This is a genomic window from Microbispora hainanensis (assembly GCF_006874475.1).
GTDB lineage: Bacteria > Actinomycetota > Actinomycetes > Streptosporangiales > Streptosporangiaceae > Microbispora > Microbispora hainanensis.
Genome location: NZ_VIRM01000013.1, coordinates 33,008 through 57,650, shown reverse-complemented (window position 1 = coordinate 57,650; position 24,643 = coordinate 33,008). Strand labels below are relative to the sequence as shown.

Sequence of the window (24,643 nt, the reverse complement as noted above, 5' to 3'; positions counted from 1 at the left end):
CCCCGACGTTATCCGGTCGGGATCATTCAGACGCGCGGAGGCGTCGGCGTCACGGACCACGTGACGCGGTGGCGCAGGACCTCGCCGGGCGCGAGCGAGGTCAGGGGCGACATGGTCTCGGCCTCGACCAGCCGGGCGGTAGGGCGCAGGCCCTCCAGCCCCTCCAGTTCCTCCTCCTTGGGGTACTGCATCCAGATCGCGATCTCGGAGCCTTCGTCGGGGTAGGGCGCGCCCGGCCGCACGTCGAACCGCTGCGTCAGCGTCGCCCCGCCGGGGGCCACCACGGCGAGCCATCCGGCCGTGCCGCCGATGCCGATCTTGCCGACGACGTCGCGCACCGGCACCCGGCCCGCCGAGGGGGAGACCCGCTCCAGGACCGGCGCGCCGTCGGGCGCGAACAGCGTCACCGGCGCCCGGTGGCGGCCGGTCAGCCCGACCCACACCCCGCACCGGGGATCGTCGTGCCCGCGGAACGACTCGGTCTCGAACTGGGTCACCGTCCAGGCCGCCCACCGCACCGGGTGGTCGGTGATGTTCTCCAGCTCGCTGTCGACCACGAGGACGGGCTCGTCGGCCGCCATCGTCACCGTGCGGGTGAGGGCCAGCCCGGTGCGCGGGTCGTCGCCGCTGCGCAGCCGTACGTGCAGGTCGCCGCGCTCCAGCACCGCGTACGCGCCTGCGTCGAGCACCGGGTCGGGCGGCCCCGCCCACTCCTCGGGCGACGACCATCCCTGGGGGGCGGGCCAGGTCTTGTCTCCGCCCCAGTTGGCCCAGCTCGCGAACCCGGTGGGGGCGGGCAGCCGCCGCGCGGCGGGGGTGAGCGCGAGCGACGCGTCGAGCAGCGCCGGGTTGCGCCACAGCCACTCCCGGCCCGCCGCGTGCAGCGAGATGATCCGCCCGCCGCGCCCGGGCAGGACGACCGCCTCTCCCCAGGGCGCGGCCAGCCTGACCAGCGGCTCCGGGCCCGTCATCGGCCGGGCGAGGGGACCAGGCAGACCTTGCCGGTGCGCCCCGAGTCGGCCAGCCGGTATGCCTCGTCGGCCTGCTCCAGCGGCAGCACGTCGGTCACCAGCCGCTGCGGGCTCGCGCCCCACCGCACCAGGCGGAAGGCCAGCTCCTCCATCGCCTGCAGCGAGGTGACCCAGGAGGCGTACAGGGTGAGCTGGCGGTGCAGCAGCAGGTCGGAGACCTCCGTCTCCAGCCGGCCGCCCTCGCCCACCAGGGAGACGCGGCCCCACTCGGCCGCGCCCCGGATCGCGACGCCGCGGCCCGCGGCCGAGCCCGAGCAGTCCATCGTCACCGAGCAGCCGCGTCCCCCGGTCGCCTCGTCGAGGGCCTCGGCGACCCCGTCGTCGGCGATCAGGACCTCGTCGAACAGGCCGAGCGACCGGGCGTGCGCGGCGCGCTCGGGCGAGCGCTCCACGCCGAGCACCCGGGTCGCGCCGAGCCCTCGGGCGATCATGGCGGCGGCCAGCCCGACCGGCCCGAGGCCGACCACGAGCAGGTCGTCGCGCCCGCCGACCCCGGTGCGCAGCAGGCCCTCGTACGCCGTGCCGAACCCGCAGGCGATCAGGGCGCCGTCCACGTAGGACAGCTCGTCGGGCAGCGGAACGGCGGTGCTCTCCTCGACCAGGATGTATTCGGCGTGCCCGCCGTCGCGCTGCCAGCCGTACGCCGACCTGCGCTCGGGGTCGGAGCAGCTGATCATGTGGCCGCGGCGGCAGTTCGGGCACAGCCCGCAGCCGGAGATGTGGTAGACGATCACGCGGTCGCCCACGCCGAACCGCCGGCAGCCCGGCCCGGCCTCCACGACCTGGCCGCTGGGCTCGTGCCCGGCCACGACCCCCTTGTATGCCGCGCCCTCCTGGCCGACGTGGGTCTTGTGCCCCCGATAGATGTAGGACAGGTCGCTGCCGCAGATGCCGGACGCGCCCACGCGTACGAGCAGCTGACCGGGGCCGGGCGTGGGCACCTCCACGTCGCGGAGCACGGCGGTGAAGTCGCCGGGCAGGTAGACGCCTTTCATGGTGGTCATGCGCTACGGGCTCCGTTCCGCTTGGAGAGCAACACGTTGATCAGCACGGCGCCGACGATGATGACGCCGCGGACCACGTCCTGGAAGAAGGCGTTGACCCCGAGCAGCACGAGGCCGTTGCCGATGACGGTGATGAAGGCGACACCGAGCAGGGTGCCGAGCAGTGATCCCTTGCCGCCGGCGAGGGAGGTGCCGCCGATCACGACCGCGGCGATCACGTCGAATTCGAGGCCCACCGACGCGCCGCCGTTGCCGGACCCGAGGCGCGCGGCCAGCAGCAGGCCGCTGACCGCGGCGAGCAGGCCCGTCGTGGCGAACAGGATCACCCGGATCCGCGAGACGTTGATACCCGCGAGGCGGGCGGCCTCGGCGTTGCCGCCGACCGCGAAGACCGAGCGGCCGTACGCCGTGCGGTTGGCCACGAAGAGGAACACGACGAACACGACGGCCATGATGATGGCCGGGGTCGGGATGCCGAGGATGCTCCCGGCCAGCACGTCGAGGAAGCCGTTGGCGTCCAGCGGCACCGGCAGGCCGTCGGTCATGTACTGCGCCAGCCCGCGCAGCGCGCTCCACAGGCCGAGCGTGGCCACGAACGACGGGATGCCCCAGCGGGCGCGCAGGAAGCCGGCCCCGGCCCCGAGCAGCAGGCCCACCGCGAGGCAGACCAGCACGGCGAGGGCGAACGGGATGTGCCACTCCCCGGTGGCCTTGGCCAGCAGGACCGACGAGAACGCCACGGCGGGGCCGATGCTGATGTCGATCTCACCGGCCACGATGACGAGGGTCATCGCCCAGGCCACGACGCCGATCGTCGCCGCGTCGCGCAGGATGGCCAGCTGGTTCGTCACGGACAGGAAGCCCGGCGCGGTGGCGGACAGCACCACGAACAGCACCACGATGGCCCCGATGAGCCCGATCTCGTTCAGCCGTTGCGTGTTGCGTCCCAGCCGCCCGCCCCGGGCGTCCGCCTTGGCCGCGGGCGGGCCGGTGGGCGTGGTCGTGCTCATGTTCTCCCTCACTCCTCGGCAATGGCCAGGGCCATGACCCGGTTCAGCTCGATCTCGTCGCCGCTCAGCTCGGCCACGGCGCGGCCGCCGCGCAGGACGACGATCCGGTCGCAGACGTCGGCCAGCTCCTCCACCTCGCTCGACACGAAGACCACGGCGCGCCCGTCGTCGGCCAGCAGGCGCATCTGGTCGTAGATCTGGCGCTTGGCCTCCACGTCCACGCCGCGGGTGGGCTCGTCGAGCAGCAGCACGTCGCTTCCCGCGTGCAGCCATCGGGCGAGCACGGCCTTCTGCTGGTTGCCGCCGCTGAGCGTGCCGATCGGCGTCCCCGGACGGGCCGTCTTGATCGCCAGGCGGTCGATGAGCGCCCGGGCGGCCTGCCGTATCGCCCGGCGGTCCAGCACGCCCGACCTGCTCACCTTGCGCAGGTCGCTGATGACGATGTTCTCGTCGACGCCCATCAGCGGCACGATCCCCTCGCGCCGCCGGTTCTCCGGCGTCATCCCGAGCCCCCTGGCGAGCATCGCGGCGAACGCGCCGGGCCGTACGGCCTCGCCGCGCAGGCGGATCTCGCCGGAGGCAGGGCGGTCGAGCCCGACCAGGGCGCGCAGCGTCTCGGTGCGGCCCGAGCCGAGCACCCCGGCGATGCCCAGGATCTCGCCGGGCCGCACGTCGATGTCGAGGCCGTTCAGCCGGTCGCTGACCAGGGCGCGCGCCGACAGCACCGGCGGCTCGGCGCTGGGGCGGCGGGTGCGGGCCGCCACGGCCTCGGGCGCCGTGCCGAGCATCATCGCGACGATCTCGTGCGTCGAGGCCGTGCGCACGGGCAGCGTCTCGACGATCCGGCCGTCGCGGACCACCGTGGCGGTGTCGGCCACCTGCCGGATCTCGTCCATGCGGTGGCTGACGTAGATGACCGCCACGCCCTGCTCCGCGACGGTCCGTACGACGTCGATGACCTGCCGGACCTCGGCGGCGGCCAGGGAGCTGGTCGGCTCGTCGAGGATGAGCAGGGTGGGCCGCTGGGCGACGGCGCGGGCGATCTCCACGAGCTGCTGCCCGGCGGAGCCCAGCGCGCCGACCGGGCTGTCGACGTCGATGTCCACGCCGATGCGCGCCATCGCCTCCTTCGCACCGGCGCGCATCCTGCGCAGGTCGAGCGCGCCGCGCGAGCGCGGCCAGGCCCCCAGGAACAGGTTCTCCGCGACGGTCATCTCCGGCACCAGGCTCAGCTCCTGGTAGACGGTCGCGACCCCCAGCGCGGCGACGTCGCGCGTGCCGAGGCCCGCCAGCGACGTGCCGCGTACGAGCGCCTCGCCCGAGTCGAGGTGCTCGGCGCCGGACAGGACCTTGATCAGGGTGGACTTGCCGGCGCCGTTCTTGCCCAGCAGCGCGCGGACCTCGCCGCGCCGCACCGCGAAGTCGACGTCGCTGAGAGCGGTGACGCCGGGGTAGCGCTTGGTGCCCGCACGCACCTCCGCGACGACGTCGGTGTTCGACATGGGAGCCTTCCTGGGAGCCTTCGGTGGGGGACGAGTCGCCTGGACGGTTTACGGGATGCCGTCGGCGTGCTCGGTCAGCCACTTCTCGTTGGTGGCCTTGTCGTCGGCGGTGTAGAGGATCGGGTCGACCGGGATGACGAACGAGTCGTTCTTGGCGCCGCTCGACGCCTTGCGGGCGGCCTCGTACGCGAGCTTGCCCACGGTCTGCGCGGGGACGTCGATCTCGGCCTTGAGGATGCTGCCGTCAACGAGCGCCTTGGCGATGTCGACGGTCATGTCGCTGCCGAAGACGACGGTCTTGCCCACGCGGGAGCGCGTGGTGACGGCCTTGATGCCGGCCAGGGTGCCGCCGCCCGCCACGGCGTAGAACGCGTCGAGCTCGGGGTTGGCGGTGATGATGTTCTCGGCGACCGGGGTGGCCTTGTCGACGACCGCGCCCTCCTGGTCGGCGACGTACTGGGCGCCCGGCACCGACTCGGCCAGACCGTCCTTGAAGCCGCGCTTGCGCTCCTTGCAGACCTCGACGAAGTCGCAGTTGAGGATGGCGATCTTCGGCTTGTCGATCTTCTGGGAGGTGAAGTACGTCCCGGCCTGCTCACCCAGCTTCTTGCCGAAGACGTACGGGTCGGACAGGACGTAGCCCCACACGTACTTCTTGGCGTCCGCGTCGTTGATGCAGGTGTTGTAGCAGACGACCGGGATGCCGGCCTTGCTCGCCGCCGCGATCGCCGGGGTGGACGCCGTGGCGGAGACGGCCGAGGTGATGATCGCGTCCACACTGGAGGCGACCAGGGTCGACATGAACGAGGACTCCTTGGCCGCGTCGCCCTGCGCGTTGTTGCCCAGCAGCTTGAGCTGCGAGTCCTGGGCGGCGGCGGTCTCGATGCCCTTTTTCACGCCGGCGTAGAAGCCCTGCGAGTCCAGGTAGATCACCCCGACGCGGAGCTGTTCCTTCCCGCCCGATGCGCCGCCGGACCCGGCGGACTGACCGCAGGCGGCGAGCAGGGCGCCGACGGCCAGCAGGGCGATGCTCCGCATCGCCGTGAGTCGAACTGATGCCACGAATGGCCTCCCATGAGTCTGTCTTCGGTTGGCGACGCCACCGGGTAGGGCGCGCTGCGCCACGTCCAGATGATGAGGCGGTCGTAACGTGCCTGTCAATAAATTGTCATAAAAAAACACTTATCGTAGAGTGGCGGCGTGAACCTCCCCGGACCTTCCACGGAGGCCGGATGCTGCGCGGTCGTGACCGGCGCCGCCTCCGGCATCGGCGCGGCGACCGCCAGGCGTCTCGGCGCGACGGGCATGCCCGTCCTGCTGTGCGACATCTCCCCGGCGGGGGAGGACGTCGCCGCGGCTGTCGCCGAGGCGGGCGGCACGGCAAGATTCGTGCGCATGGACGTCAGCGACGAGAGCGCGTGGGGGGAACTCCGCCGCGTCGCCCACCGGGAGTACGGTCCGGTGCGGCAGCTCGTCAGCAACGCCTACGTCGTGGACGTCAGACCCGTCCACGACCTGGGCGCGGCATCGTGGCACCGCCAGCTGGAAGTGAACCTCACCGCCTCCTACCTGGCCTTTCGCACGCTACACGAGGATCTGCGGGCGACGTCGGGGGCGGTCGTCCTCGTCTCGTCGGTGCACGCCCTCGTCGGCCTGCCCGGCCACCCGGCGTACGCGGCGACGAAGGCGGCGCTGGTGGGTCTCGGCCGCCAGCTCGCGGTGGACTACGGTCCCGGGGTGCGCGTCAACACCGTGCTGCCCGGGCCGATCATGTCCCCCGCGTGGGACCGCGTGGCGGAGGAGGACCGGCGCCTGAGCGTGGAGGCCACCATCGCCAAGCGGTTCGGCGACCCCGCCGAGGTCGCCGCGGCGATCGCCTTCCTGCTGTCGGACGAGGCGTCCTACATCACCGCCACCACCCTCGTCGTCGACGGCGGCTGGAGCGCGACGAAGAACTCCTCCTGAGAGGGATGACCGCAGAGCATGAGCACCTACAAAGGGCGTGGCATCCACGGCCAGGTCGTCGAGATCATCGGCCGCCGCCTCGTCACCGGGCAGTTCGCCGAGAACGGGCGCATCGACCTGGTCGAGCTGGAGGCCGAGCTGGAGGTGTCCCGCACCGTGGTGCGCGAAGCGCTGAAGGTGCTGGCCGGCAAGGGCCTGGTCGACTCGCGGCAGAAGCGGGGCACGGTGGTGCGCCCCCGCAGCGAGTGGAACCTGCTCGATCCCGACGTGATCAGCTGGGAGTTCGAGAACCGGGGCAGCGAGATGCTCGGGCAGCTCGCCGAGGTGCGGCAGATGTTCGAACCGGCCGCCGCCGCGCTGGCCGCCGGCCGGCGCACCGACGCCGACCTCGCCGAGCTCGAAGCCGCTCTGGAGGACATGACCGCGGCCAGGACCCCGGCCGAGGCGGCCTCCGCCGACCTGCGTTTCCACCGCGCCGTCCTGGCCGCGACGGGCAACGAGCTCCTGGTCCGCATGGAGGTCGTCATCGAGTCGGTGCTCGCCGAACGCGACCGCATCGTCCACGACGTCGTCACCACCGACGATCCGGTGCCGAGCCACCGGGCCCTGCTCGACGCCGTCCGGGCGGGGGACGGCGAGGCGGCCAGAACCTGCGCGCTCGCGCTGCTCGACAAGTCCATGGCCGACGTCGACCGCGCGGCCCGCCTGCAGGGAGACCGGTGAAGATCACCCGCATCGAAACGTTCCTGGTCCCGCCCCGGTGGCTGTTCTGCCGGGTCGAGACCGACGAGGGACACGTCGGCTGGGGCGAGCCGGTCGTCGAGGGACGGGCCGACTCGGTCAGGGCGGCGGTCGGCGAGATCGCCGAGCTGCTCGTCGGGGCCGACCCGCTGCGCATCGAGGACCACTGGCAGGTCATGACCAAGGGCGGCTTCTACCGGGGTGGGCCGGTGCTCGCCAGCGCCGTCGCCGGCCTCGACCAGGCCCTGTGGGACATCGCCGGCAAGGCGCGCGGCGTCCCCGTCCACGAGCTGCTCGGCGGTCCCGTACGCGACCACGTCCGGGCGTACGCCTGGATCGGCGGCGACGAGCCCGGCGAGATCGAGGAGGAGGCCCGGCGCCAGGTGGAGGCGGGCTTCACCGCGGTGAAGATGAACGCCAGCGGCCGCATGTCCCCCATCGCGAGCCCGGGCGAGATCGGCGAGGTCATCGAGCGCGTCACGGCGGTCCGCGAGGTGCTCGGCCCCGGCCGGGACGTCGCGGTCGACTTCCACGGCCGGGTGTCCTATCCGAACGCCCGGCGGCTGCTGCCGCTGCTCGAACCGCTCACGCCCCTGTTCGTCGAGGAACCGGTCGTGCCGGAGTCGCTGCCCCAGGTGCGCAGCCTCGTGGAGGCGTCGAACATCCCCATCGCCCTGGGCGAGCGGCTCTACTCCCGCTGGGACTTCCTGCCGGCCTTCCAGGCGGGCGTCGCCGTGGCGCAGCCGGACCTGTCCCACGCCGGCGGCATCTCGGAGGTCCGCCGCATCGCCGCCCAGGCCGAGGTGTTCGGCGCCCTGCTCGCGCCCCACTGCCCGCTGGGGCCGATCTCCCTGGCCTCCAGCCTCCAGGTGGCGTTCGCGACCCCCAACTTCCTGATCCAGGAACAGAGCATCGGCATCCACTACAACGACGGCAACGAACTGCTCGACTACCTGGTCGATCCGTCCGTCTTCGCGTTCAGCGAGGGCCGGCTCTCCCGGCCGGCCGGGCCGGGCCTGGGCATCGTGGTCGACGAGGCGGCCGTACGTGAGGCCGACAAGCGGGGTCACGCCTGGCGCTCGCCGATCTGGCGCTACCCCGACCACTCCTTCGCAGAATGGTGACCGGCGTGCAACCACACGATCTGCTCGATCTCCTCACGACCAGGCGGCTCCTGGCCATCGTCCGCGGCGACGACCCGGCGGCGGCGCTGCGCAGCGTCGAGGTCCTCGCCGAGGAGGGCGTGACCCTGATGGAGGTCTCGCTCAGCGGCGCCGGCGCGCTGTCGGTCATCCGGCAGGCGGCCTCCGCCCTGGGTGCGGGCGTGCACCTCGGCGCGGGCACCGTGCTGACCGCGCGCGACGCCGTGGCGGCCCGGGACGCGGGCGCGACGTTCGCCGTCACGCCCGGTCTCGGCGAAGGGGTGGACGAGGCGCTGCGCCTCGGAATGCCCGTGCTCGCCGGGGCGATGACCCCCACCGAGGTCATCGCCGCGACCGCGCGGGGCGCCGCCGCCGTCAAGCTCTTCCCCGCTTCCACGGGCGGGGTCTCCTATCTGCGCGCGCTGCGGGACCCGTTCCCCCGCGTGCCGTTCGTGCCGGTCGGCGGCGTCGGCCTCGACAGCGTGCGCGACTATCTGGAGGCCGGCGCGGTCGCGGTCGGGCTCGGCTCACCGCTGCTCGGTGACGCCCCGCGCGGCGGCGACCTGGACGGCCTGCGCCGCCGGGTGAGAACGGCGCTCGACCTGGTGGGCGCGCGATGAGGGCGGACGTCCTGACCATCGGCGAGGCGATGGTCACGGTCCGCTGCGCCGGGCCGCTGCGCCTCGGCGGCGACTCGCGGGTGTCCACCGCCGGTGCGGAGGCCAACGTCGCGATCGCCCTGTCGCGCCTCGGGCACACGGCCCGCTGGACCGGCGCACTCGGCGACGACGAGCCCGGCGAGCTGGTCCTGCGCACGCTGCGGGCCGAGGGCGTGCTGACCGACCACGTCGTGCGGCGCACGGACGCCCCGACCGGCCTGCTGCTCCGGGACGTGGCCGCCGGGGGCCGGGCCCGGGTGCACTACTACCGCCGGGACTCGGCCGCCGCGACGCTGTCGTGGGACGAGGTGCGGCCCGCCGTCGAGGCCGGTCAGGCGGGCCTGCACATCACCGGCATCACGCCGGCGCTGGGGCCCGCGCCGCTGGAGGCCGTCACCTCCGCCGCCGGACACGCCCGCGCGGCGGGCGCCTGGGTGAGCCTCGACGTCAACCACCGTTCCCTGCTGTGGTCCCGGGAGGAGGCCGCGCGGGCGCTGCGCCCGCTGCTGCCGTACGTCGCGGTGCTGATCGCGTCCGACGACGAGCTCGGCCTCGTGGCGGACGGCGACGGCGAACGCGACCGCGTGGCGGCCCTGCTGGACGCCGGTATCGAGGAGGTCGTCGTCAAGCGCGGCGCGGCGGGCGCGAGCTACCACGACGCGCGGACCTCGTTCGACGTCCCAGCGCGGAAAGTGCCCGTGGTGGACGTCGTCGGCGCGGGCGACGCGTTCACCGCCGGATATCTGTCCGGGCGGCTCGACGGGCTCGACGCGTACGGCCGGCTGGAACGGGCGACCCTGCTGGGGGCCGCGAGCGTGGCCTGCGCCGGAGACTGGGAGGGGCTGCCCACCCGGGCGGAGCTGCCCGCACTCGCCCTGCCGGACGGGGAGACGCTGCGCTGACGTCCGGGATGGTGAGATCGGCCTTGCGTACGGTTGCGCACCGCCCCAGCCGTCACCCGGACCTACGTGATCTGATCGAGCCGGAACATCGCGGCCAGGTCCGCGGCCAGTTCCGCAACGGTTCGGGAGCCGTCGACGGGCACGACCGGCAGCCCGAGCTCGCGGGCCTGGCGTCGCACCTCCTCGTCCCAGAGCCGGTCGCGGGCCAGTCGCTTGGCCAGGGCGTCCGCATGGTCACCGTCTCCCCAGTTGGCCCGCGCCCGGGCGGGATCGGTGAACCGGGTGCCCAGCGCACGGGCCCGGAACTCGGGCGCGGGCAGGAGGAAGACGGCCTGTTCCGGCCGGGTGACCAGCGGCGCGACCTCCCTCGGCAGCGTACGGAAGTCGTCGACGAGGACGGGACGGTCGGCGGGCAGGGCGAGCAGGTCGTCGACGACGAACCCGAAGGTCTCGCCGTGCAGGCTGGGCATGGCGTGGAAGATCTCCTCGGCGGTGCGGCTCGCCCATCTGTCCTCACGGGGCGTTCGCAGCAACGCCCACAGGTGGGGCTGTCGCCGCGGATCGCACCTCTTGACGTAGCCGAGTTCGGCTCGGTCGCCGTCGTAGACGAGCACGTCGTGCCGTTCGGCCAGGGCCCGGGTGACGGTGCTCTTGCCGGCTCCGGTGCCGCCGGCGATCCAGCGGACGTGCGCGAGCCTGCTTCGGAGATCTGCGGGGGAAAGACGGCGTGTCATGTCCGGCAGTCTGGCAAACGCGAGCGGAGCCCGGTGCGGGACGACGGCGGCGGTCAGCAGGTGCGCCGATAGTCCACGGTGGGGAAGTGGGCGGCCCACTCCGCACGGGTGAGGTCGCGGCCGATCGCCGCGCAGAGCCTTCCTGGGAGCGGGCCGGGCCTCAGCTCCCAGCGGATGATCCGGCCGTCCTCCCCGCCAGAGATCAGGTCTCCGCCCGCGGTGAAGGCAAGACCCCTGATCGGCGCGGTGTGCCCGGTCAGCGTGGCCGCGGGCGTGCCGGTCCCGAGGTCCCAGACGATGATCGTGTGGTCGTCTCCCGCGGACGCGAGCGAACGCCCGTCCCTGCTGAACGCGAGGGCCTGGACCGGTGCGGTGTGCCCGGTCAGCGTGGCGTACGACGCCCAGGTGCGCGTGTCCCAGAGCTTCACGGTGCGGTCGGCGCCCGCCGTGGCCACCGACCCGCCGTCCGGGCTGAAGGAGACGTCGAGCACCGAGCCCTGCCCGGTCCTGAGGGCGCGCACCTGCCTGTCGCGGGCGAGATCCCAGACGACCAGGTCACCGGAGGGGCCGGTGGTGGCGAGCAGCGGATCGCGGGGGCTGAACGCCAGCGCCGAGACGAGATATCCGCCCGCGAACGGCACCTCGACCGGCCTGACCGGATCGCTCACGTCCCAGCGGAACCGGCCGAGCGCGGTGGCGACGACGAAGCGCCCGCGCGGATCGAAACCGACGTCGGTTGACGCGCCGAGCCCCTGGTAGGCCGCCGTGCCGAGCCTCCGTCCGCTGCCGGCGTCCCAGAGGGTGAGCGTGTGGCTGCGGGTGACGGTCGCGATACGACGACCGTCCGGGCTGAAGGCGACGGCCCTGACGTGATCGGGGTGGTCGCCGAGCGTGGCGACCGGCTTCCCGGTCACGTCCCACAGCCGGACCGTCCTGTCGCTGCTCGCCGAGGCCACGAGCCGGCCGTCCGGGCTGATCTCGATGTCGTTCACGGCCTGGTTGTGTCCGCTGAACGGAGGTACGGCCTGCTCCCGGACCACGACGGTCCGGCCCAGCCCGGCCGAGGCGAGCATCGATCCGTCGGCGCTCAGGGCGAGGGACAGCGTCTCCGTGCGGCTTCTGTCCTGATAGGTCTCGACCGGCTGCCGTCGCGCCACGTCCCAGACGGTGATGAGGCCGTCCTCGTCGGCGACGGCGATCCGGCCCGCGGCCGGAGCGGACATGTCCCAGGTGTACGGCGACCGCTCGGGCAGCCCGGGCAGGCGGGTCACGTGGTCGTGGGCGATCCGCCAGAACCGCACGCCGTAGTGAGACGATCCCGTGGCGAGCATTCCGCCGGCGGGATCGAAGCCCAGCCTGTGGACGTTCACGGCGTCGAGCGCCGCGATCTTCGCGCCGGAGGCGGCGTCCCACACGAGGGGTTTCTCGGTGCCGCCCGTGGCCGACACCAGGAACGCCTGGTCGGGACTGAAGGCGAGCGCCACGACCTCCTCCCGGTGTCCCTTCAGGGTGCGCATGCTTCCGTCGCGCAGGTCCCACAGCTCGACCGCGCCCTTGTCCACTCCGATTGCGATCCTCGTCCCGTCCGGGCTGAGCGCCATCGCGTCGGTGAGCCGCTCCCGCTGCCGCTGGAACACGGGCCGGCGGGAGGCCACGTCCCACACGACGACCACGCCCCTGCTCGATTGGAGCGTGGCGTCCCTGACGACGGAGGCGAGCATCCTGCCGTCGCGGCTGAACGCCGCCGCCCTGGCGTGGATCTCCCCCGGCCCGGTCCGGGGCAGCGGCCCGGGGAAGGCGGCGACGCGGGTGCGGGTGCGCAGGTCCCAGAGGCCGACCGCGCCGTCGGTCCCGGCCGCGGCCAGCCGCGACCCGTCCGGGCTGAACGCCAGCCCGAAGACCGCGGGTCCCTCCACGTTGAGCTCGACCCGGCGGCGCGCCGCGGCCGACACGCTCAGCAGGGCGCCCCGCGTCTCGGGCTCAGGGTCGAGCCGGTAGGCCGCGATCGCCAGCAGACCGGCGAGATCGGGATCGGTGGCGAGGAGCGATCGGGCCTGCAGGGACTGCTGCCGCGACAGGGCGACCAGCTGCTGGTGGCCGGCCTCCCTGCCCTGCCGTACGGCGACGCCGCCGCCGAGCAGGGCGAGCAGGAAGAGCGCGGCCATCCCGGCCAGCAGGCGTTGCAGCAGCCGGGCGCGGCGCCGCGCCGCCGTGCGCTCGCCGTCCTCCAGCGCGCGGCTGGCCCGCAGGAAGGCGCTTTCGACGTCGTTGAGCTCCTGCGGGTGGTCCTCCGCCCAGGTCCCGGCCACGAGAAGCTGGGCGCCCCGATAAAGAGCGCCCGGGTCACGGTCCAGCTCCCGCCACGTCTGGGCGGCGTCGGTGAGCCGCCGGTGGACGAGCAGGTTCTCGCGGTCGTCGGTGAGCCAGCGGTGGAGCCGCGGCCACGCCCTGATCAGGGCCTCGTGCGCCACGTCGGCCGTCTCCTCCGCGAGGACGACGAGCCGTGCGGCGGCGAGCCGGTCGAGCACACGGGCGGTGACACCGGCGTCGGCCACGCCCACCAGTTCCGTACGGGAGATGGGCCGCCTGGTGTCCTCCGTGCCGTCTCCCAGCGCGGTCAGCCGCAGGAAGATCCGGCGGGCGGCCTGCCGCTCCGCCGCAGCGAACTCCCCGAAGACCCGTTCCGCGCTCTGCGCGATGGCCCCGCGTACGCCGCCGGCCGCCTGGTAGGCCGCCAGCGTGAGCCGCGCGCCGGTCGCGTTCCGCCAGGTCTCCAGCAGCGCGTGCGAGACCAGCGGCAGGCTGCCCGGCTCCTCGGCGGCGTCAGCCAGCACCGTGGCCAGCAGGTCGGGGTCCACGGTGAGCCCCGCCCGGGCCGCGGGCCGTACGACGATCTCCTGGAGGTCCGGCGACGACACCGGCCCGACGAGCATCTGCGCCTCGCCGCCGAGCGCCTCGACCAGGGCGGGATGCTGGGTCAGGTGGGCGAGGAAGTCGGCGCGGACGCCCAGCACGAGGACGACGCGGCGGCCCGCGTCCAGTGCCAGGCCGAGGAGGGCCTCGACGAACAGGCGGCGCTCCGCGTCGCCCCCGCACAACGTGAAGATCTCCTCGAACTGGTCCACGACCAGCAGCAGGCGGGTCTCCGGCACGCCGCCCAGCGCGACGGCCAATGCGTCCGGATCGCGGGCCAGATCGTCGCGCAGCGCCACCGGGTCGCCGCCCGACGCCTTCGCCACCACGTCGGCCAGCGCGTCCAGCGGGTGTTCCCCCGGCGTCATGAGCAGACCCCGCCACGGCGCGACCGTACGGCTCTCGCCTGAGACGGACCCCAGCAGACCGGCGCGCAGCAGGGACGACTTGCCGCTCCCCGAGGCGCCGAACACCCCGACGACGGGAAGCCGCTCGACCAGTTCGCGCAGCCGCTCGGCCAGGAGAGACCGGCCGAAGAACCAGTCCGCGTCCTCCGGCTGGAACGCCATCAGACCCCGGTAGGGGCAGTCGTCCGTCTTCCGCCGCTCCGCCTCCGGGGGCGCGGCCAGGGCGGGAAGAAGGTGCTCGTCGCCCCGGAGCATGGCCTCGTGCAGCCGCTGGAGCGCGGGGCCGGGCTCGATGCCGAGCTGGGCGTTCAGGACGTCGCGGGTCTCGCGGAAGACCTCCAGCGCCTCGGCCTGACGCCCGGACCGATACAGCGCGAGCATGAGATGCCCGTGCAGGCTCTCCCGATAGGGGTGCTCCGCGACGAGGCCGGCGAGCTCCGCGGCCACCTCCACGTGCCGGCCCAGGACGAGCTCGGCCTCCGCCAGCCGCTCGTACGCCACGAGCCGCGCCTCGTCGAGTCGCCTGGCCTCGTCGGCGACGAGCGCGCAGTCGGCGAACTCCTCGAACGCCGGCCCCCGCCAGAGGTCCAGCGCCGCGCGGAGCCGGTCACGGGCGGATTCGAGGTCTCCCCGGTCGAGGGCCGCGCTCCCCTGGGCGGCGAGGCTGCGGAACCGCGCCGCGTCGAGCGCGTCGGGGATGATCGCGTAGCCGCCCGGCCGCCCGGGCAGGACGTGCGCGCCGTACGCCCGCCGCAACCGATGGACGTAGAGGTGGATGTTGCGCCGCGCGGACGCGGGCGGCCGGTCGCCCCAGACCGCGGCGACCAGCCAGTCGACGGACACCGGCTGGCCCGCCTTCGACAGCAGTGCGGCCAGGGTGAGCCGGAGTTTCGGCGCGCCGCCGACAGGGATCAGGTGACCATCGCGGAAGACGCTGAGCGGCCCCAGGACGTGAAATTCCACTCAGATTCCGCCTCTGTCGGAACACCGGAGTGAAGAATCCAGGATCGCCGCCCGATTTGTCAATGATCCGGTCAGGGCGGCCACTCGGGACCCTTCCACCGCCCGCCGAACATGCCCCCGCCAGCGGCTATACGCCTCGTATACCGGTCCGTCCGAAGCTCGATCCGACCCGATCCCGATTCGGCTCGAAGCCGTTCGGACCACGAAGAGGAGACACGATGGCCACACACGGAAGCGGAACGCGGATCTCGTTCCGGCGGCTGACGGCGGCGGGGATCATGGCGTCGGCGTTCCTGGGCACGGTGCTGGTCGCCGGGCCGGCCTCGGCGGAGCCGTACGGCACCCGCAGCTGCAACAACGCCCCTCCGCTTATCTCGTGTGGGGCGGGGACGCTGGAGCCGCACAGCTCGGAGAGATGGCTTGAGGTGAAGCTGAATCCCAGCGGCGCCCTGGTCTGCCACGTCCGCTGGGACCTGTACGACATCTCGAACAACTGGAGCTGGGCGGCGGGAGGCACCAAGTATCTCGCGACCAGCAGCACGACGTTCAAGGTCTACAACCTCACGGTCGGCCACCAGTACAGGCTGGAGGCCGTCTCCGACAACTGCATGCTCTCGATCCGGCTGCGCAACTGGACCTGACCCCGACGGCCGGCGGGCGCGGGGCCACACCCGCGCCCGTCGTCCTCTCCAGGGCGAGCGGACGGATCACCAGGCGGGATATCGGCAGGGGCATATCCCGCCCGGCGCCACCCGCACCCACCGTGGCACCGAAAAAAAGAATTGTCTTGACAGTGGAAGTGGTCGGCTGCGAGTCTGGGGTCACGCAAGCGCGAGACCGAGGAGATCCAGATGCGCAAGATCGTCGCCAGCTTCTTCATGTCCCTCGACGGCGTCGTCGAGGCGCCCGATCAGTGGCACTTCCCCTACTTCAGCGAGGAGATGGGCGCGGCCGTCGGCGCGCTGATGTCCGAGTCGGACGCGATGATGATGGGCCGGGTCATGTACGAGAGCTGGGCGGCCTACTGGCCCGCCAAGGCCGGCACGGACGACCCCTTCGCCGACTTCATCAACGACATCCCCAAGTACGTCGTCTCCTCGACCCTCGACACGGTCGAATGGCACAACTCCACCCTCGTCACCGGCGACTTCGTCGAGGAGATCACCAAGCTCAAGCAGCAGCCGGGCAGGACGATCGGCATCAGCGGCAGCACCAACCTCGTGCGCTCGCTGATGCGGCACGACCTGCTCGACGAGCTCCGGCTGCTGGTCCACCCGATCGTCGTGGGCAAGGGCCAGCACCTGTTCGAGGAGGGCCTGGAGATCCCGATGACGCTCGCGTCCTCGGAGACCTTCCCGACCGGCGTGCTGTCCCTCGCCTACCGGCCCGCCGCCGGCCAGACCACGGAGAAGTGACCGCCGGGCCGAGCGCTCACGGACGTACGGCCCGAGCGTGGGTAGGATCCGGCCACGTGACCGAAGCACAGCCCGTGATCCGGCAGGTGTCCTCCCGCATCGTCTACACCAACCCGTGGATGACCGTCCGTGAGGACGCGATCGAGCACCCCGACGGCTCTCCCGGCCTGTACGGATACGTGGTAAGGCCCGACTTCGTGCTGATCGTGCCGGAGGAGGACGACGGCTTCCACATCGTGGAGGAATACCGCTATCCGATCGGCCGCCGTTCGTGGAGCTTCCCGCAGGGGTCGGCCGAGGCGGACAGCCGTGAGGACGAGGCCCGGCGCGAGCTGGTGGAGGAGACCGGGCTCCGGGCCGACCGGCTGCGCTACCTGGGACGCATGGACAGCGCCCACGGAATGACCGACCAGGGGCTGCACGTCTACGTGGCCACCGGCCTCACCAAGGGCGAACCCCGCCGCGAGCACACCGAGCAGGACATGCGCCAGCGGTGGGTGCACCACACCGAGTTCGAGCAGATGATCCTCGACGGCGTCGTCAGCGACTCCTCGTCCGTCGCCGCCTACCTGCTCTGGCGGCTGCGCAGGCCGTAGCCGCGGGCCGTGTCGTTTTTCTACAAGACCCGCGCGGGCGTCCCCGCCTAGCCTCCCTCTGCAGCCACCGTCACACGGCTTAAGGAGCGGAGCACATGGCCAGGATCGTCGCCAACTTCTTCATCTCGCTCGACGGCGTCGTCGAGTCGCCCGACCAGTGGCACTTCCCCTACTGGAACGACGAGATGGGCGCCGTGGTCCAGGCGGGCATGCAGACCTCGGCCGGGATGCTGATGGGCCGCAGGCTCTACGACGAGTGGTCCGCCTACTGGACGACGACGGACCAGGACCCGGAGATCGCCGCGGCCTTCAACAGCGCCCCCAAGTACGTCGTGTCGTCCACCCTCGAGAAGGCGGACTGGAACAACACCAGCGTCGTCAACGGCGACGTCGCCGCGCGCCTGCGCGAGCTCAAGGAGCAGATCCAGGGCGGCGACCTGCAGATGTCCGGCAGCGCGACGACCGTGCGGTGGCTGCTCGCCAACGGGCTGCTCGACGAGCTGAACCTGCTCGTCCACCCGATCGTCGTCGGCCGGGGGCAGCGGCTGTTCGAGGACACCCCGGCCCACAAGCTGAAGCTGGTGAAGTCGGAGACGTTCACGACCGGCGTGCTCAACCTGAGCTACGTCCCGGACGCCGGCTGAGAGCAGCGCGTCAGAGGTAGTACCCCTCGACCGGCACGCGCGCCTCGTCGAAGAGCGCCGGCCCCTCCTGCCGGAAGGACGACGGGCCGGCCGGCGGCTTGAGCGTGCCGAGCTGCTCGGTGGAGAGTGCGAAGACGACACGGCCGAGCCCGGAGCGTTCGATGGCGCCCGCGCACATGCCGCACGGCTGGCAGCTCGTATACATGGTGGTGCCGGCCGCGGCGCCCGGGTCGAGCTCGCGGGCGGCCCAGCGCGCGAGCTTCAGCTCGGGATGCGCGGTGATGTCGGCCTCCGTGATCGAGGTGTTGCGCTCCTCGGCGAGCACGTCGCCGTCCGGGCCCGCCAGCAGCGAGCCGAACGGCGGGTTGCCGCCCGCCCGCGCCTCGGCGGCCAGCTCGATCGCCCTGCGGAGGAACTTCTCGTCGGCGGGTGTCATGAATGCTCCTTCGTGTGAGCGGCGGCCACGGTTTCGAGCATGTGCCACGCCGCCTCCGGATGGTTCGTCTCTTCGGGGTCCCCCTGATAGGGGTCGAGCAGCACGGTCTCGGCGCCCAGGAGGCGCAGCCGTTCCAGGTCGTCCATGACCTGGTCGAGGGTGCCCTCGCCTGCTCTTCGGCCCTCGCCCGTCACCGGGGTGGCGGTGAGGCGCAGCAGGATGCGCGGCGCGAGCACGGGGGCGGGACGCCCCAGGCTCTCCGCGACGGCGGCCAGCCGGTCCATCCGCTCGTCCAGCCACGGGAGGGTGAAGCGCAGGGGATGCCACGCGTCGCCGAGGAGCACCGCCCTGCGCAGAGCGGCGTCGCTGCCGCCGCCGACCCAGATCGGAATGTGCCCGGCGCGGTAGTCCTCCTCGTCCTGCCAGGCCAGGCGCATCGCGCGCAGGTGCTCGTCGGTCAGCGCGCCGCGCCGCTCGTACGGCACGCCCAGCGCCTCGAACTCCTGCCTGGCCCAGCCGACCCCCACGCCGAGGACGAGCCGTCCCCCGCTCAGATCCTGGAGGTTGGCCGCCATCCGGGCGGTCAGCAGCGGGTGGCGGTAGGGCACGATCAGCACGGTGGTGCCCAGCCTGATCCTGGTGGTGATCCCGGCGAGCCACGACAGCGTGGTGAAGGGCTCGTAGAACGGCGCGGGATACTGCTCGGCCACGTCGGGGGTCACCACGACGTGATCGGACACCATGAGCAGGTCGAACCCGAGCCCCTCCACCGTCTCGGCCCAGCCGCGCAGCACGCCGGGCCGGGTGCCCGGCCCGAAGTTCGGGACGTTGACGCCTAGTTTCACCGCACCAGCCTATTGAGGCGATCACGCCATCCGGAAGAAAGAACTCCCTGCTTGTCGGCGGTTCCGCCGTGGATCCCCCGGTATATTCGGCCGATGGCCGAGAGTCTCGACGCGACCGACTGGTCCATCCTGGCCGAGCTGCAGCGCGACGGCCGGGTGCCGCTCACCGAGCTGGCACGGCGGGTCAGCCTCAGCCCCTCCGCGACGACCGAACGCGTACGGCGGCTGGAGGCGGCCGGCGTCATCAGCGGCTATCGCGCGGTCGTCGACCTGGGGAAGGTCGGATATGCCGTGCTCGCCGTGGTGCGGCTGAAATATCCGGGCAACCGGCACGAGCCGCTGCACCGGCTGCTCGGCGAGCGTACGGAGATCCTGGAGTGCCTGCGCACCACCGGCGACGACTGCTACACACTGAAGGTCGCCGCGACCTCCATGGCCCACCTGGAGAAGGTGATGGACGAGCTCGCCCGGTTCGGCAGCACCACCACCAACATCGTCTACAGCGAGACGCTCCCCTACCGGGGACCGCATGCTCCCGCGCCGCCGGGCGGGTAGGCGAGGTCCCCGACCACGCTCAGGACGAGACGGCGGCGGGCCTGGTGGCGGGCTGGGCCTTGAACGAGACGGCCTCCATGAGGGCCTTGTGCTTGGTGTTCTGGAAGGCGGCCACCTTCCAGCCGCCGTCCGCCTGACGGACCAGCGTGTAGGTCTGGATCTTGCCGAGCCTGCCGGGCCTGCCCTTGTGCACGTCGCCTCGGGTGACGACCAGGGCGGTGTCCGGGCCGGAGAAACGGACGCCGACGATCTCACTGGCGAGCCGGGTGCCCTTGAGGAAGCTCTCGAACAGGGCCTGGTGGGCGCGGCCGATCTCGGCGCCGCCGACATAGAGGGTGCCGACGTAGGTGACGTAGGTGGCGTCGGCGGTGAACTCCGCGCCGTACGCGGCGCCGTCCCCGGCGTTCCATGCGGCGGTGAGGCGGTCCAGAACAGCGGTGACGGCGGCGACCTCGGAGGTGATGGAGACGTTCATGGCGCATACCCTCTTCGTGATAGCTTCTTCAAAGCAGTTACTTCTTTGGAGATTTCTCTTCTCTGAGGAAGAGATTAGGAAAGGGGTCGGCACGTGTCAACACCCGACGACCCGGGAGCGGTCTACCGGCGCTACCTCAGCGCCGTGATGCTGCACGGTCACGCCGGCGCGAAGGCCGTCGGCCTGGGCGCGACCGACCTGTACGCGCTGAACATCCTCGGGCTGGGCGGCGCGATGACCCCCGGCGAGCTGGGCCGGCGCACCGGCCTGACCACCGGGCCCACGACGAGGCTGATCGACCGCCTGGAGCAGGCGGGCTACGTGCGCCGGGCGCCCGACCCGGACGACCGCCGCAAGGTCATCGTCGAACTCGTCGCCGGCCCTGGCGGCCTCGACGAGGCCCTGGCCCCGGCCCGCCGGAAGATCGGCGCCATCGTGCAGGGCTACTCGCCCGAGCAGCAGGCCGTCCTCTTCGACTACTTCGCCCGCGCCGCCGACGCGTACGTGGAGGCCACGGCGGAGCTCAACGACAAGCGGGCCGACTGACCGACGCCGGCCGGGTCACTCCTCCCGGGTCACTCCTCCCGGGTCAGCACGGCCGATCGCGCGACGGCCGCGCAGCGGTCCTCGCCGGCCGGGGCCGCCCCGGTGGCGGCGTGCTCCAGCAGCGCCAGGAGGGCCCGCCGGTCCTCGGGCGGGAGGGTGGACAGCAGCTCGTCCTCGGCCTTGGCGACCCGCGCGTCCACCTCGGCGAGGAGCCGCCGGCCGTGCTCGGTCGGCACGATGCGCCGCGCCCGGCGGTCGGACGGGTCCTGCTTGCGCTCCAGGAGATCGCACCCCTCGAACTTGTCGAGCAGATAGGTCATGACCGTACGGTCGATGCCGAGGCGGGCGGCGAGCGCGGCCTGCGTGGGCGGGGCCTCGTGCACGACCGCGGAGAGCACCTGATAGCCGCGCACGCCCTGCGGCAGGTCGCGTGAAGCGTCCTCGACGCGCGTGTTCCACTCGCGCAGCAGCACGGCGAGGGACCAGCCGAGCACAGAGCCGTGTGACGAACCCTGCGGGGAGTGCGTCGCGGTTTCGGCTGCTTCGCGTGTGGTCACCTCTCCACTCTAACGCGGAATATGATGACTTCTCGATAAGTTGTGCCGCATATAGTCTGTTGGACAGATTACTTTCCGGAGAGGTCGGCATGACGGACTACGGCCACGAACTGGCCTTCGGCACGTTCCTCACCCCCCAGAACCGCGACCCGCAGGGGCCGGTCCGGCTCGCCCAGGTCTCCGAGGCCGCCGGTCTGGACCTCGTGACGTTCCAGGACCACCCCTACCAGCCGGGGTTCCTGGACACCTGGACGCTGCTGTCCTGGGTCGCCGCGCGCACCGAGCGGGTCACGCTCTCGGGCAACGTCATCAATCTGCCGCTACGCCCGCCGGCCGTGCTGGCCCGCGCCGCGGCGTCGCTCGACCTGCTGTCCGGCGGCCGGTTCGCCCTCGGCATCGGCGCGGGCGGCTTCTGGGACGCGATCGAGTCGATGGGCGGCACCCGCCTGACACCGGCCGAGTCGGTGACCGCGCTGGAAGAGGCCATCGAGATCATCCGCGGCATCTGGGACGCGGGCGAGCGCCGCATCCTCCGCGTCGACGGCAAGCACCACCGCGTCGCGGGCGCCAAGCGCGGCCCGGCCCCCGCGCACGACATCCCCGTCTGGCTCGGCGCCTACAAGCCGCGGATGCTGCGCCTGGTGGCACGCGAGGCCGACGGCTGGCTGCCCTCGCTCTTCTACCTCAAGGACGGCGACCTGCGGCGCGGCAACACGATCATCGACGAGGCCGCCGCGGAGGCCGGGCGCGATCCGGCGCAGATACGTCGCCTGCTGAACATCGGCGGCGCGGTCACCGAGACCCGCCAGGGCTTCCTCCAGGGGCCGGTCGAGCAGTGGGTGGAGGAGCTGACCGCCCTGGCGCTGGAGGACGGCATCGGCACCTTCATCCTGGGCTCCGACGACCCGCGGCTCATCCAGGTGTACGGCGAGGAGATCGCCCCCGCCGTACGGGACGCGGTGGCGCGCGAGCGGACGGCCGCCGGCACCGTCCCCGCGACCGCCCGCCGCGGCGCCGCCGCCATCGCACTGCGCCGCGAGGGGATCGACTACGACAGGGTCCCGGCGAGCCTCGCGGCCGACACCGTCGAGCCCGGCGACCGCGCCTACGAGTCCGTGCGGCACAACTACCTGCGCACCGGATCCCCCGGCCTGGTGCTGCGCCCCCGGACGACCGGCCAGGTCGTCGAGGGGCTCGCGTACGCCCGGTCCCAGGACGTCCCGTTCGGCGTACGCTCCGGCGGGCACGGGATCAGCGGCCGTTCCACGAACGACGGCGGCATCGTGCTCGACGTCGGCGCGCTCAACGCCGTCGAGGTCGTGGATCCGGCCACCCGCCGGGTGCGGCTGGGCGCGGGCGCGACGTGGGGCGAGGTCGCCGAGGCGCTGGTGCCGTACGGCTGGGCGATCAGCTCGGGCGACTTCGGCGGCGTGGGCGTGGGCGGCCTCGCGACGACGGGCGGCATCGGCTTGCTCGGGCGCAAGTTCGGCCTGACGATCGACCGCGTCGTCGCCGCGGAGGTCGTGACCGCCGACGGGCGGGTGCTGCACGCCTCGCAGGAGGAGCACCCCGACCTGTTCTGGGGCCTGCGCGGCGCCGGGGGCAACCTCGGCGTGGTCACCTGGGTCGAGATCGAGGCGATGGAGCTCGGCGACATCGTCTTCTCGCAGATGACCCTGGACGCCCGCGACACGGCCGGGCTCCTGGAACGCTGGGGCGCGGCGGTCGAGAAGGCGCCGCGCGAGCTGACGAGCTTCCTCATCCTCTCCCCGCCGCGCCGCGGCCGGGAGGCGGTCGCCCAGCTCCTGACCGTGTACGCCGGCGCGGACACCGAGGCCGCGGTGAGCGAGCTCGAACGGCTCGCCGAGGCCGCCCCGCTGCTGGGGCACGAGGGATACGTGCTGCCCTATTCGGGCGTTGTGCAGCCGGCCGAGAAACACCACACCGGCGGCGGGAACCCCGCCGTACGCTCCGGACTGGTCAGCCATCTCGACGGTGACGTGAGCCGCGCCTTCGAGCGGATGGCGAACTCCGGGGTGTCCTACTTCATGCAGATACGCGCCACCGGCGGAGCATCGCACGACCTGGCTCCCGACGCGACCGCCTATCCGCACCGGCACCAGAACTTCGCGCTCACCGCGATGGGCGCCTCTCAATCGGCCGTGAACGCCGCCTGGGACGCCGAGGTCGCGCCGTATACCGACGGCCTCTATCTGTCCTTCGACACCGACACCCGGCCAGAACGTCTGCTCGACGCGTTCGGCGAAGCCAACCTCGCCCGGCTGCGGCAGGTCAAGCGCGCCTACGACCCGGACAACGTGTTCCGCGCCAACTTCCCCATCCCCCCGGCGGACGAGTGACAGACGGGTGAGTGGATCACCCGTCTGTGCGGGTGATCCACGTGCCGACTACCCTTCAGGCATGTCCGGTCGGAAGCCGAGCTCACCCCCGCGGCCGATCGCACCGGGGGACATCGTCATCGCGTTCTCCGAGACTCTCGACGCGTGGACGGCCGCGCAGATCACCGGCCTCGACCCGGACGGGCAGATGGCGGGAGTGCTCGATCTGGACTGGTCGGGGCCGGAGCCCACCTCCGTGGCGGACCTCGGTGAGGTGTCGCCCCTGGTGTTGACGCACACGAACTGGGGCGATCACCTGTCCCATTGCAACTACGAGTGGGTCCTGCCTCGCAGTTACAGGGTCATCGGCTCGTTGCCGCTGTTGTGCAGCGAGCCCGCGCAGAGCTATTCGACCGGATGGCGGCTCGGCGAGCGGCTCGCCCTGCAGAGGCGCCGGGACAGGGGCGAGCGCACCCCCTGGTCGGATCCTCGCGAGCTGAGCATCACGGGCACGGACGTCGGCCGGATGACGAGCGAGCCGGTCGAACCCCGCCGGGACATCAGGCACCTGCGCGTCACGGAGGTCGAGTCGCTCGACTGCGAGCGGCTCGCCGAGCACTTTCCCGAACTGACGACGCTCTCCCTGTCCGGCGATCTCGGCCTGCTCGTCCACGCGTCGGGTCTCAACCGGCTGGCCTCGCTCCGGCAGCTGTGGATCACCGATCTCTTCGGCATGAGCGCGTCCGATGCTCTGCTGCCCGAACACGTTCCCGCGCTGGAGTTGTTGTATCTGGGCAGCATCCCGCACGAGTACGCCGTGGCCATGCGGTCCAGATGGCGACCCCAGGTCGCGTACGGCACCTACGTCGACATCACCGCCGCCCGCACACCCGAATGGATCGCGGAGAACCGCGACAACCCGTTGCGCCACTGGGATGGTCGCGAGCAGATCAGCAGGACCTGCTTCAGAAAGGCCGTGGCGCAGTACAAGAAGACGCGGGCGGCGCTGATCGCGGCGCTTTCCGACGGCTCTCAGGAAGACCGGCCGGCCCGGCTGCACGAGATCGGCCGCGAGTATGGCGAGGCCTTCAACCTGCTCGATCGACGGACGGGATTCATCGAGACCGTGGAACGCGAGGAGCTCTACGCCGCCCTCGACGTCATGGTGAGCGACGCCGAACGGGCCCTCGGTGTACGGCTCGAATCGGCGGCGGACATTCTCGCGGCCGGAGTGGACGCCGTACGCGACTGGTAGGACGCCC

Annotated in this window: 24 protein-coding genes; 13 read left to right on the top strand and 11 right to left on the bottom strand. The window is 72.3% G+C overall.

What is annotated here, in order from left to right; all coding sequences use genetic code 11:
- Window positions 1-26: 26 nt before the first annotated feature.
- The 5 genes from FLX08_RS13160 to FLX08_RS13140 are packed head-to-tail and all read right to left on the bottom strand — an operon-like array spanning window position 27 to window position 5,585.
- Complete coding sequence (locus tag FLX08_RS13160; protein ID WP_142619117.1) at window positions 27-971, bottom strand: DUF4380 domain-containing protein; 945 nt, start codon at window positions 969-971, stop codon at window positions 27-29.
- On the bottom strand, window positions 968-2,035 hold the full coding sequence (locus FLX08_RS13155; protein WP_208761420.1) for a zinc-dependent alcohol dehydrogenase family protein: 1,068 nt from the start codon (window positions 2,033-2,035) through the stop codon (window positions 968-970). Before FLX08_RS13155 ends, FLX08_RS13160 begins: the two co-directional genes overlap by 4 nt.
- On the bottom strand, window positions 2,032-3,045 hold the full coding sequence (locus FLX08_RS13150; RefSeq protein WP_142619116.1) for an ABC transporter permease: 1,014 nt from the start codon (window positions 3,043-3,045) through the stop codon (window positions 2,032-2,034). Before FLX08_RS13150 ends, FLX08_RS13155 begins: the two co-directional genes overlap by 4 nt.
- A gap of 8 nt (window positions 3,046-3,053) precedes the next feature.
- A complete protein-coding gene (locus tag FLX08_RS13145) occupies window positions 3,054-4,547 on the bottom strand; it encodes a sugar ABC transporter ATP-binding protein (protein WP_142619115.1) in 1,494 nt (497 codons plus the stop codon).
- A 48-nt stretch (window positions 4,548-4,595) separates the two neighbouring features.
- Complete coding sequence (locus tag FLX08_RS13140; protein WP_142619114.1) at window positions 4,596-5,585, bottom strand: substrate-binding domain-containing protein; 990 nt, start codon at window positions 5,583-5,585, stop codon at window positions 4,596-4,598.
- Window positions 5,586-5,747: 162 nt separating this feature from the next.
- Here FLX08_RS13140 and FLX08_RS13135 point away from each other — a divergent pair, with 162 nt between their 5' ends.
- The 5 genes from FLX08_RS13135 to FLX08_RS13115 are packed head-to-tail and all read left to right on the top strand — an operon-like array spanning window position 5,748 to window position 9,956.
- The gene (locus tag FLX08_RS13135) at window positions 5,748-6,512 is read left to right on the top strand and encodes an SDR family NAD(P)-dependent oxidoreductase (protein WP_142619113.1); all 765 of its coding nucleotides are present in this window, start codon (window positions 5,748-5,750) and stop codon (window positions 6,510-6,512) included.
- A gap of 18 nt (window positions 6,513-6,530) precedes the next feature.
- Window positions 6,531-7,235, top strand: a complete 705-nt coding sequence (locus FLX08_RS13130; protein WP_142619112.1) for a FadR/GntR family transcriptional regulator — start codon at window positions 6,531-6,533, stop codon at window positions 7,233-7,235.
- Complete coding sequence (gene dgoD, locus FLX08_RS13125; protein WP_142619111.1) at window positions 7,232-8,377, top strand: galactonate dehydratase; 1,146 nt, start codon at window positions 7,232-7,234, stop codon at window positions 8,375-8,377. Before FLX08_RS13130 ends, dgoD begins: the two co-directional genes overlap by 4 nt.
- Window positions 8,378-8,382: 5 nt before the next feature.
- Window positions 8,383-9,015, top strand: a complete 633-nt coding sequence (locus FLX08_RS13120; protein ID WP_208761419.1) for a bifunctional 4-hydroxy-2-oxoglutarate aldolase/2-dehydro-3-deoxy-phosphogluconate aldolase — start codon at window positions 8,383-8,385, stop codon at window positions 9,013-9,015.
- Window positions 9,012-9,956 carry a sugar kinase gene (locus FLX08_RS13115; RefSeq protein ID WP_142619109.1) on the top strand — a complete coding sequence of 315 codons (945 nt, stop codon included), beginning with the start codon at window positions 9,012-9,014 and terminating at the stop codon, window positions 9,954-9,956. The genes FLX08_RS13120 and FLX08_RS13115 overlap by 4 nt, the downstream gene beginning before the upstream one ends.
- Before the next feature lie 62 nt (window positions 9,957-10,018).
- Here FLX08_RS13115 and FLX08_RS13110 read toward each other — a convergent pair whose 3' ends face one another.
- Both FLX08_RS13110 and FLX08_RS13105 read right to left on the bottom strand, forming a co-directional pair.
- Window positions 10,019-10,690, bottom strand: coding sequence for a hypothetical protein (locus tag FLX08_RS13110; RefSeq protein WP_142619108.1), 672 nt, complete (start codon window positions 10,688-10,690; stop codon window positions 10,019-10,021).
- A gap of 53 nt (window positions 10,691-10,743) precedes the next feature.
- A complete protein-coding gene (locus FLX08_RS13105; RefSeq protein WP_142619107.1) occupies window positions 10,744-14,973 on the bottom strand; it encodes an nSTAND1 domain-containing NTPase in 4,230 nt (1,409 codons plus the stop codon).
- 218 nt (window positions 14,974-15,191) lie between these two features.
- On the opposite strand from FLX08_RS13105, the gene FLX08_RS13100 reads away from it, so the two are divergent.
- The 4 genes from FLX08_RS13100 to FLX08_RS13085 all read left to right on the top strand — a co-directional run bounded on the left by FLX08_RS13100 (window position 15,192) and on the right by FLX08_RS13085 (window position 17,628).
- Entirely contained in the window at window positions 15,192-15,614 is a 423-nt protein-coding gene (locus FLX08_RS13100) for a hypothetical protein (RefSeq protein WP_142619106.1), read from the top strand.
- Between the two features lie 210 nt (window positions 15,615-15,824).
- The gene (locus FLX08_RS13095; protein ID WP_142619105.1) at window positions 15,825-16,388 is read left to right on the top strand and encodes a dihydrofolate reductase family protein; all 564 of its coding nucleotides are present in this window, start codon (window positions 15,825-15,827) and stop codon (window positions 16,386-16,388) included.
- 56 nt (window positions 16,389-16,444) lie between these two features.
- Window positions 16,445-16,984: an NUDIX domain-containing protein gene (locus tag FLX08_RS13090; RefSeq protein WP_244312609.1), complete on the top strand. Its 540-nt coding sequence runs from the start codon at window positions 16,445-16,447 to the stop codon at window positions 16,982-16,984.
- A 95-nt stretch (window positions 16,985-17,079) separates the two neighbouring features.
- Window positions 17,080-17,628, top strand: a complete 549-nt coding sequence (locus FLX08_RS13085; RefSeq protein WP_142619104.1) for a dihydrofolate reductase family protein — start codon at window positions 17,080-17,082, stop codon at window positions 17,626-17,628.
- Window positions 17,629-17,638: 10 nt separating this feature from the next.
- On the opposite strand, the gene FLX08_RS13080 is transcribed toward FLX08_RS13085, so the two are convergent.
- Window positions 17,639-18,064 carry a nucleoside deaminase gene (locus FLX08_RS13080; RefSeq protein ID WP_142619103.1) on the bottom strand — a complete coding sequence of 142 codons (426 nt, stop codon included), beginning with the start codon at window positions 18,062-18,064 and terminating at the stop codon, window positions 17,639-17,641.
- Entirely contained in the window at window positions 18,061-18,909 is an 849-nt protein-coding gene (locus FLX08_RS13075) for a TIGR03619 family F420-dependent LLM class oxidoreductase (RefSeq protein ID WP_142619102.1), read from the bottom strand. The genes FLX08_RS13080 and FLX08_RS13075 overlap by 4 nt, the downstream gene beginning before the upstream one ends.
- Before the next feature lie 93 nt (window positions 18,910-19,002).
- Here FLX08_RS13075 and FLX08_RS13070 point away from each other — a divergent pair, with 93 nt between their 5' ends.
- Window positions 19,003-19,464 carry an Lrp/AsnC family transcriptional regulator gene (locus FLX08_RS13070; RefSeq protein WP_142619101.1) on the top strand — a complete coding sequence of 154 codons (462 nt, stop codon included), beginning with the start codon at window positions 19,003-19,005 and terminating at the stop codon, window positions 19,462-19,464.
- A gap of 19 nt (window positions 19,465-19,483) precedes the next feature.
- On the opposite strand, the gene FLX08_RS13065 is transcribed toward FLX08_RS13070, so the two are convergent.
- Window positions 19,484-19,939: an SgcJ/EcaC family oxidoreductase gene (locus FLX08_RS13065; protein WP_142619100.1), complete on the bottom strand. Its 456-nt coding sequence runs from the start codon at window positions 19,937-19,939 to the stop codon at window positions 19,484-19,486.
- 93 nt (window positions 19,940-20,032) lie between these two features.
- Here FLX08_RS13065 and FLX08_RS13060 point away from each other — a divergent pair, with 93 nt between their 5' ends.
- Window positions 20,033-20,485, top strand: coding sequence for a MarR family winged helix-turn-helix transcriptional regulator (locus FLX08_RS13060; RefSeq protein WP_244312608.1), 453 nt, complete (start codon window positions 20,033-20,035; stop codon window positions 20,483-20,485).
- A 29-nt stretch (window positions 20,486-20,514) separates the two neighbouring features.
- Here the strand turns inward: FLX08_RS13060 and FLX08_RS13055 are convergent, their stop codons facing one another.
- The gene (locus tag FLX08_RS13055; protein ID WP_142619099.1) at window positions 20,515-21,042 is read right to left on the bottom strand and encodes a MarR family winged helix-turn-helix transcriptional regulator; all 528 of its coding nucleotides are present in this window, start codon (window positions 21,040-21,042) and stop codon (window positions 20,515-20,517) included.
- 89 nt (window positions 21,043-21,131) lie between these two features.
- On the opposite strand from FLX08_RS13055, the gene FLX08_RS13050 reads away from it, so the two are divergent.
- Both FLX08_RS13050 and FLX08_RS13045 read left to right on the top strand, forming a co-directional pair.
- On the top strand, window positions 21,132-23,402 hold the full coding sequence (locus FLX08_RS13050; RefSeq protein WP_142619098.1) for an LLM class flavin-dependent oxidoreductase: 2,271 nt from the start codon (window positions 21,132-21,134) through the stop codon (window positions 23,400-23,402).
- Between the two features lie 61 nt (window positions 23,403-23,463).
- Complete coding sequence (locus FLX08_RS13045; protein WP_142619097.1) at window positions 23,464-24,636, top strand: hypothetical protein; 1,173 nt, start codon at window positions 23,464-23,466, stop codon at window positions 24,634-24,636.
- Window positions 24,637-24,643 lie beyond the last annotated feature (7 nt).

What these genes read in the sequence shown, in the direction of transcription:
- FLX08_RS13160 (WP_142619117.1), bottom strand. Translation starts at nt 971, where the DNA reads ATGACGGGCCCGGAGCCGCTGGTCAGGCTGGCCGCGCCCTGGGGAGAG.
- FLX08_RS13155 (WP_208761420.1), bottom strand. Translation starts at nt 2,035, where the DNA reads ATGACCACCATGAAAGGCGTCTACCTGCCCGGCGACTTCACCGCCGTG.
- FLX08_RS13150 (WP_142619116.1), bottom strand. Translation starts at nt 3,045, where the DNA reads ATGAGCACGACCACGCCCACCGGCCCGCCCGCGGCCAAGGCGGACGCC.
- FLX08_RS13145 (WP_142619115.1), bottom strand. Translation starts at nt 4,547, where the DNA reads ATGTCGAACACCGACGTCGTCGCGGAGGTGCGTGCGGGCACCAAGCGC.
- FLX08_RS13140 (WP_142619114.1), bottom strand. Translation starts at nt 5,585, where the DNA reads ATGCGGAGCATCGCCCTGCTGGCCGTCGGCGCCCTGCTCGCCGCCTGC.
- FLX08_RS13130 (WP_142619112.1), top strand. Translation starts at nt 6,531, where the DNA reads ATGAGCACCTACAAAGGGCGTGGCATCCACGGCCAGGTCGTCGAGATC.
- FLX08_RS13115 (WP_142619109.1), top strand. Translation starts at nt 9,012, where the DNA reads ATGAGGGCGGACGTCCTGACCATCGGCGAGGCGATGGTCACGGTCCGC.
- FLX08_RS13110 (WP_142619108.1), bottom strand. Translation starts at nt 10,690, where the DNA reads ATGACACGCCGTCTTTCCCCCGCAGATCTCCGAAGCAGGCTCGCGCAC.
- FLX08_RS13100 (WP_142619106.1), top strand. Translation starts at nt 15,192, where the DNA reads ATGGCCACACACGGAAGCGGAACGCGGATCTCGTTCCGGCGGCTGACG.
- FLX08_RS13095 (WP_142619105.1), top strand. Translation starts at nt 15,825, where the DNA reads ATGCGCAAGATCGTCGCCAGCTTCTTCATGTCCCTCGACGGCGTCGTC.
- FLX08_RS13085 (WP_142619104.1), top strand. Translation starts at nt 17,080, where the DNA reads ATGGCCAGGATCGTCGCCAACTTCTTCATCTCGCTCGACGGCGTCGTC.
- FLX08_RS13080 (WP_142619103.1), bottom strand. Translation starts at nt 18,064, where the DNA reads ATGACACCCGCCGACGAGAAGTTCCTCCGCAGGGCGATCGAGCTGGCC.
- FLX08_RS13070 (WP_142619101.1), top strand. Translation starts at nt 19,003, where the DNA reads ATGGCCGAGAGTCTCGACGCGACCGACTGGTCCATCCTGGCCGAGCTG.
- FLX08_RS13065 (WP_142619100.1), bottom strand. Translation starts at nt 19,939, where the DNA reads ATGAACGTCTCCATCACCTCCGAGGTCGCCGCCGTCACCGCTGTTCTG.
- FLX08_RS13050 (WP_142619098.1), top strand. Translation starts at nt 21,132, where the DNA reads ATGACGGACTACGGCCACGAACTGGCCTTCGGCACGTTCCTCACCCCC.
- FLX08_RS13045 (WP_142619097.1), top strand. Translation starts at nt 23,464, where the DNA reads ATGTCCGGTCGGAAGCCGAGCTCACCCCCGCGGCCGATCGCACCGGGG.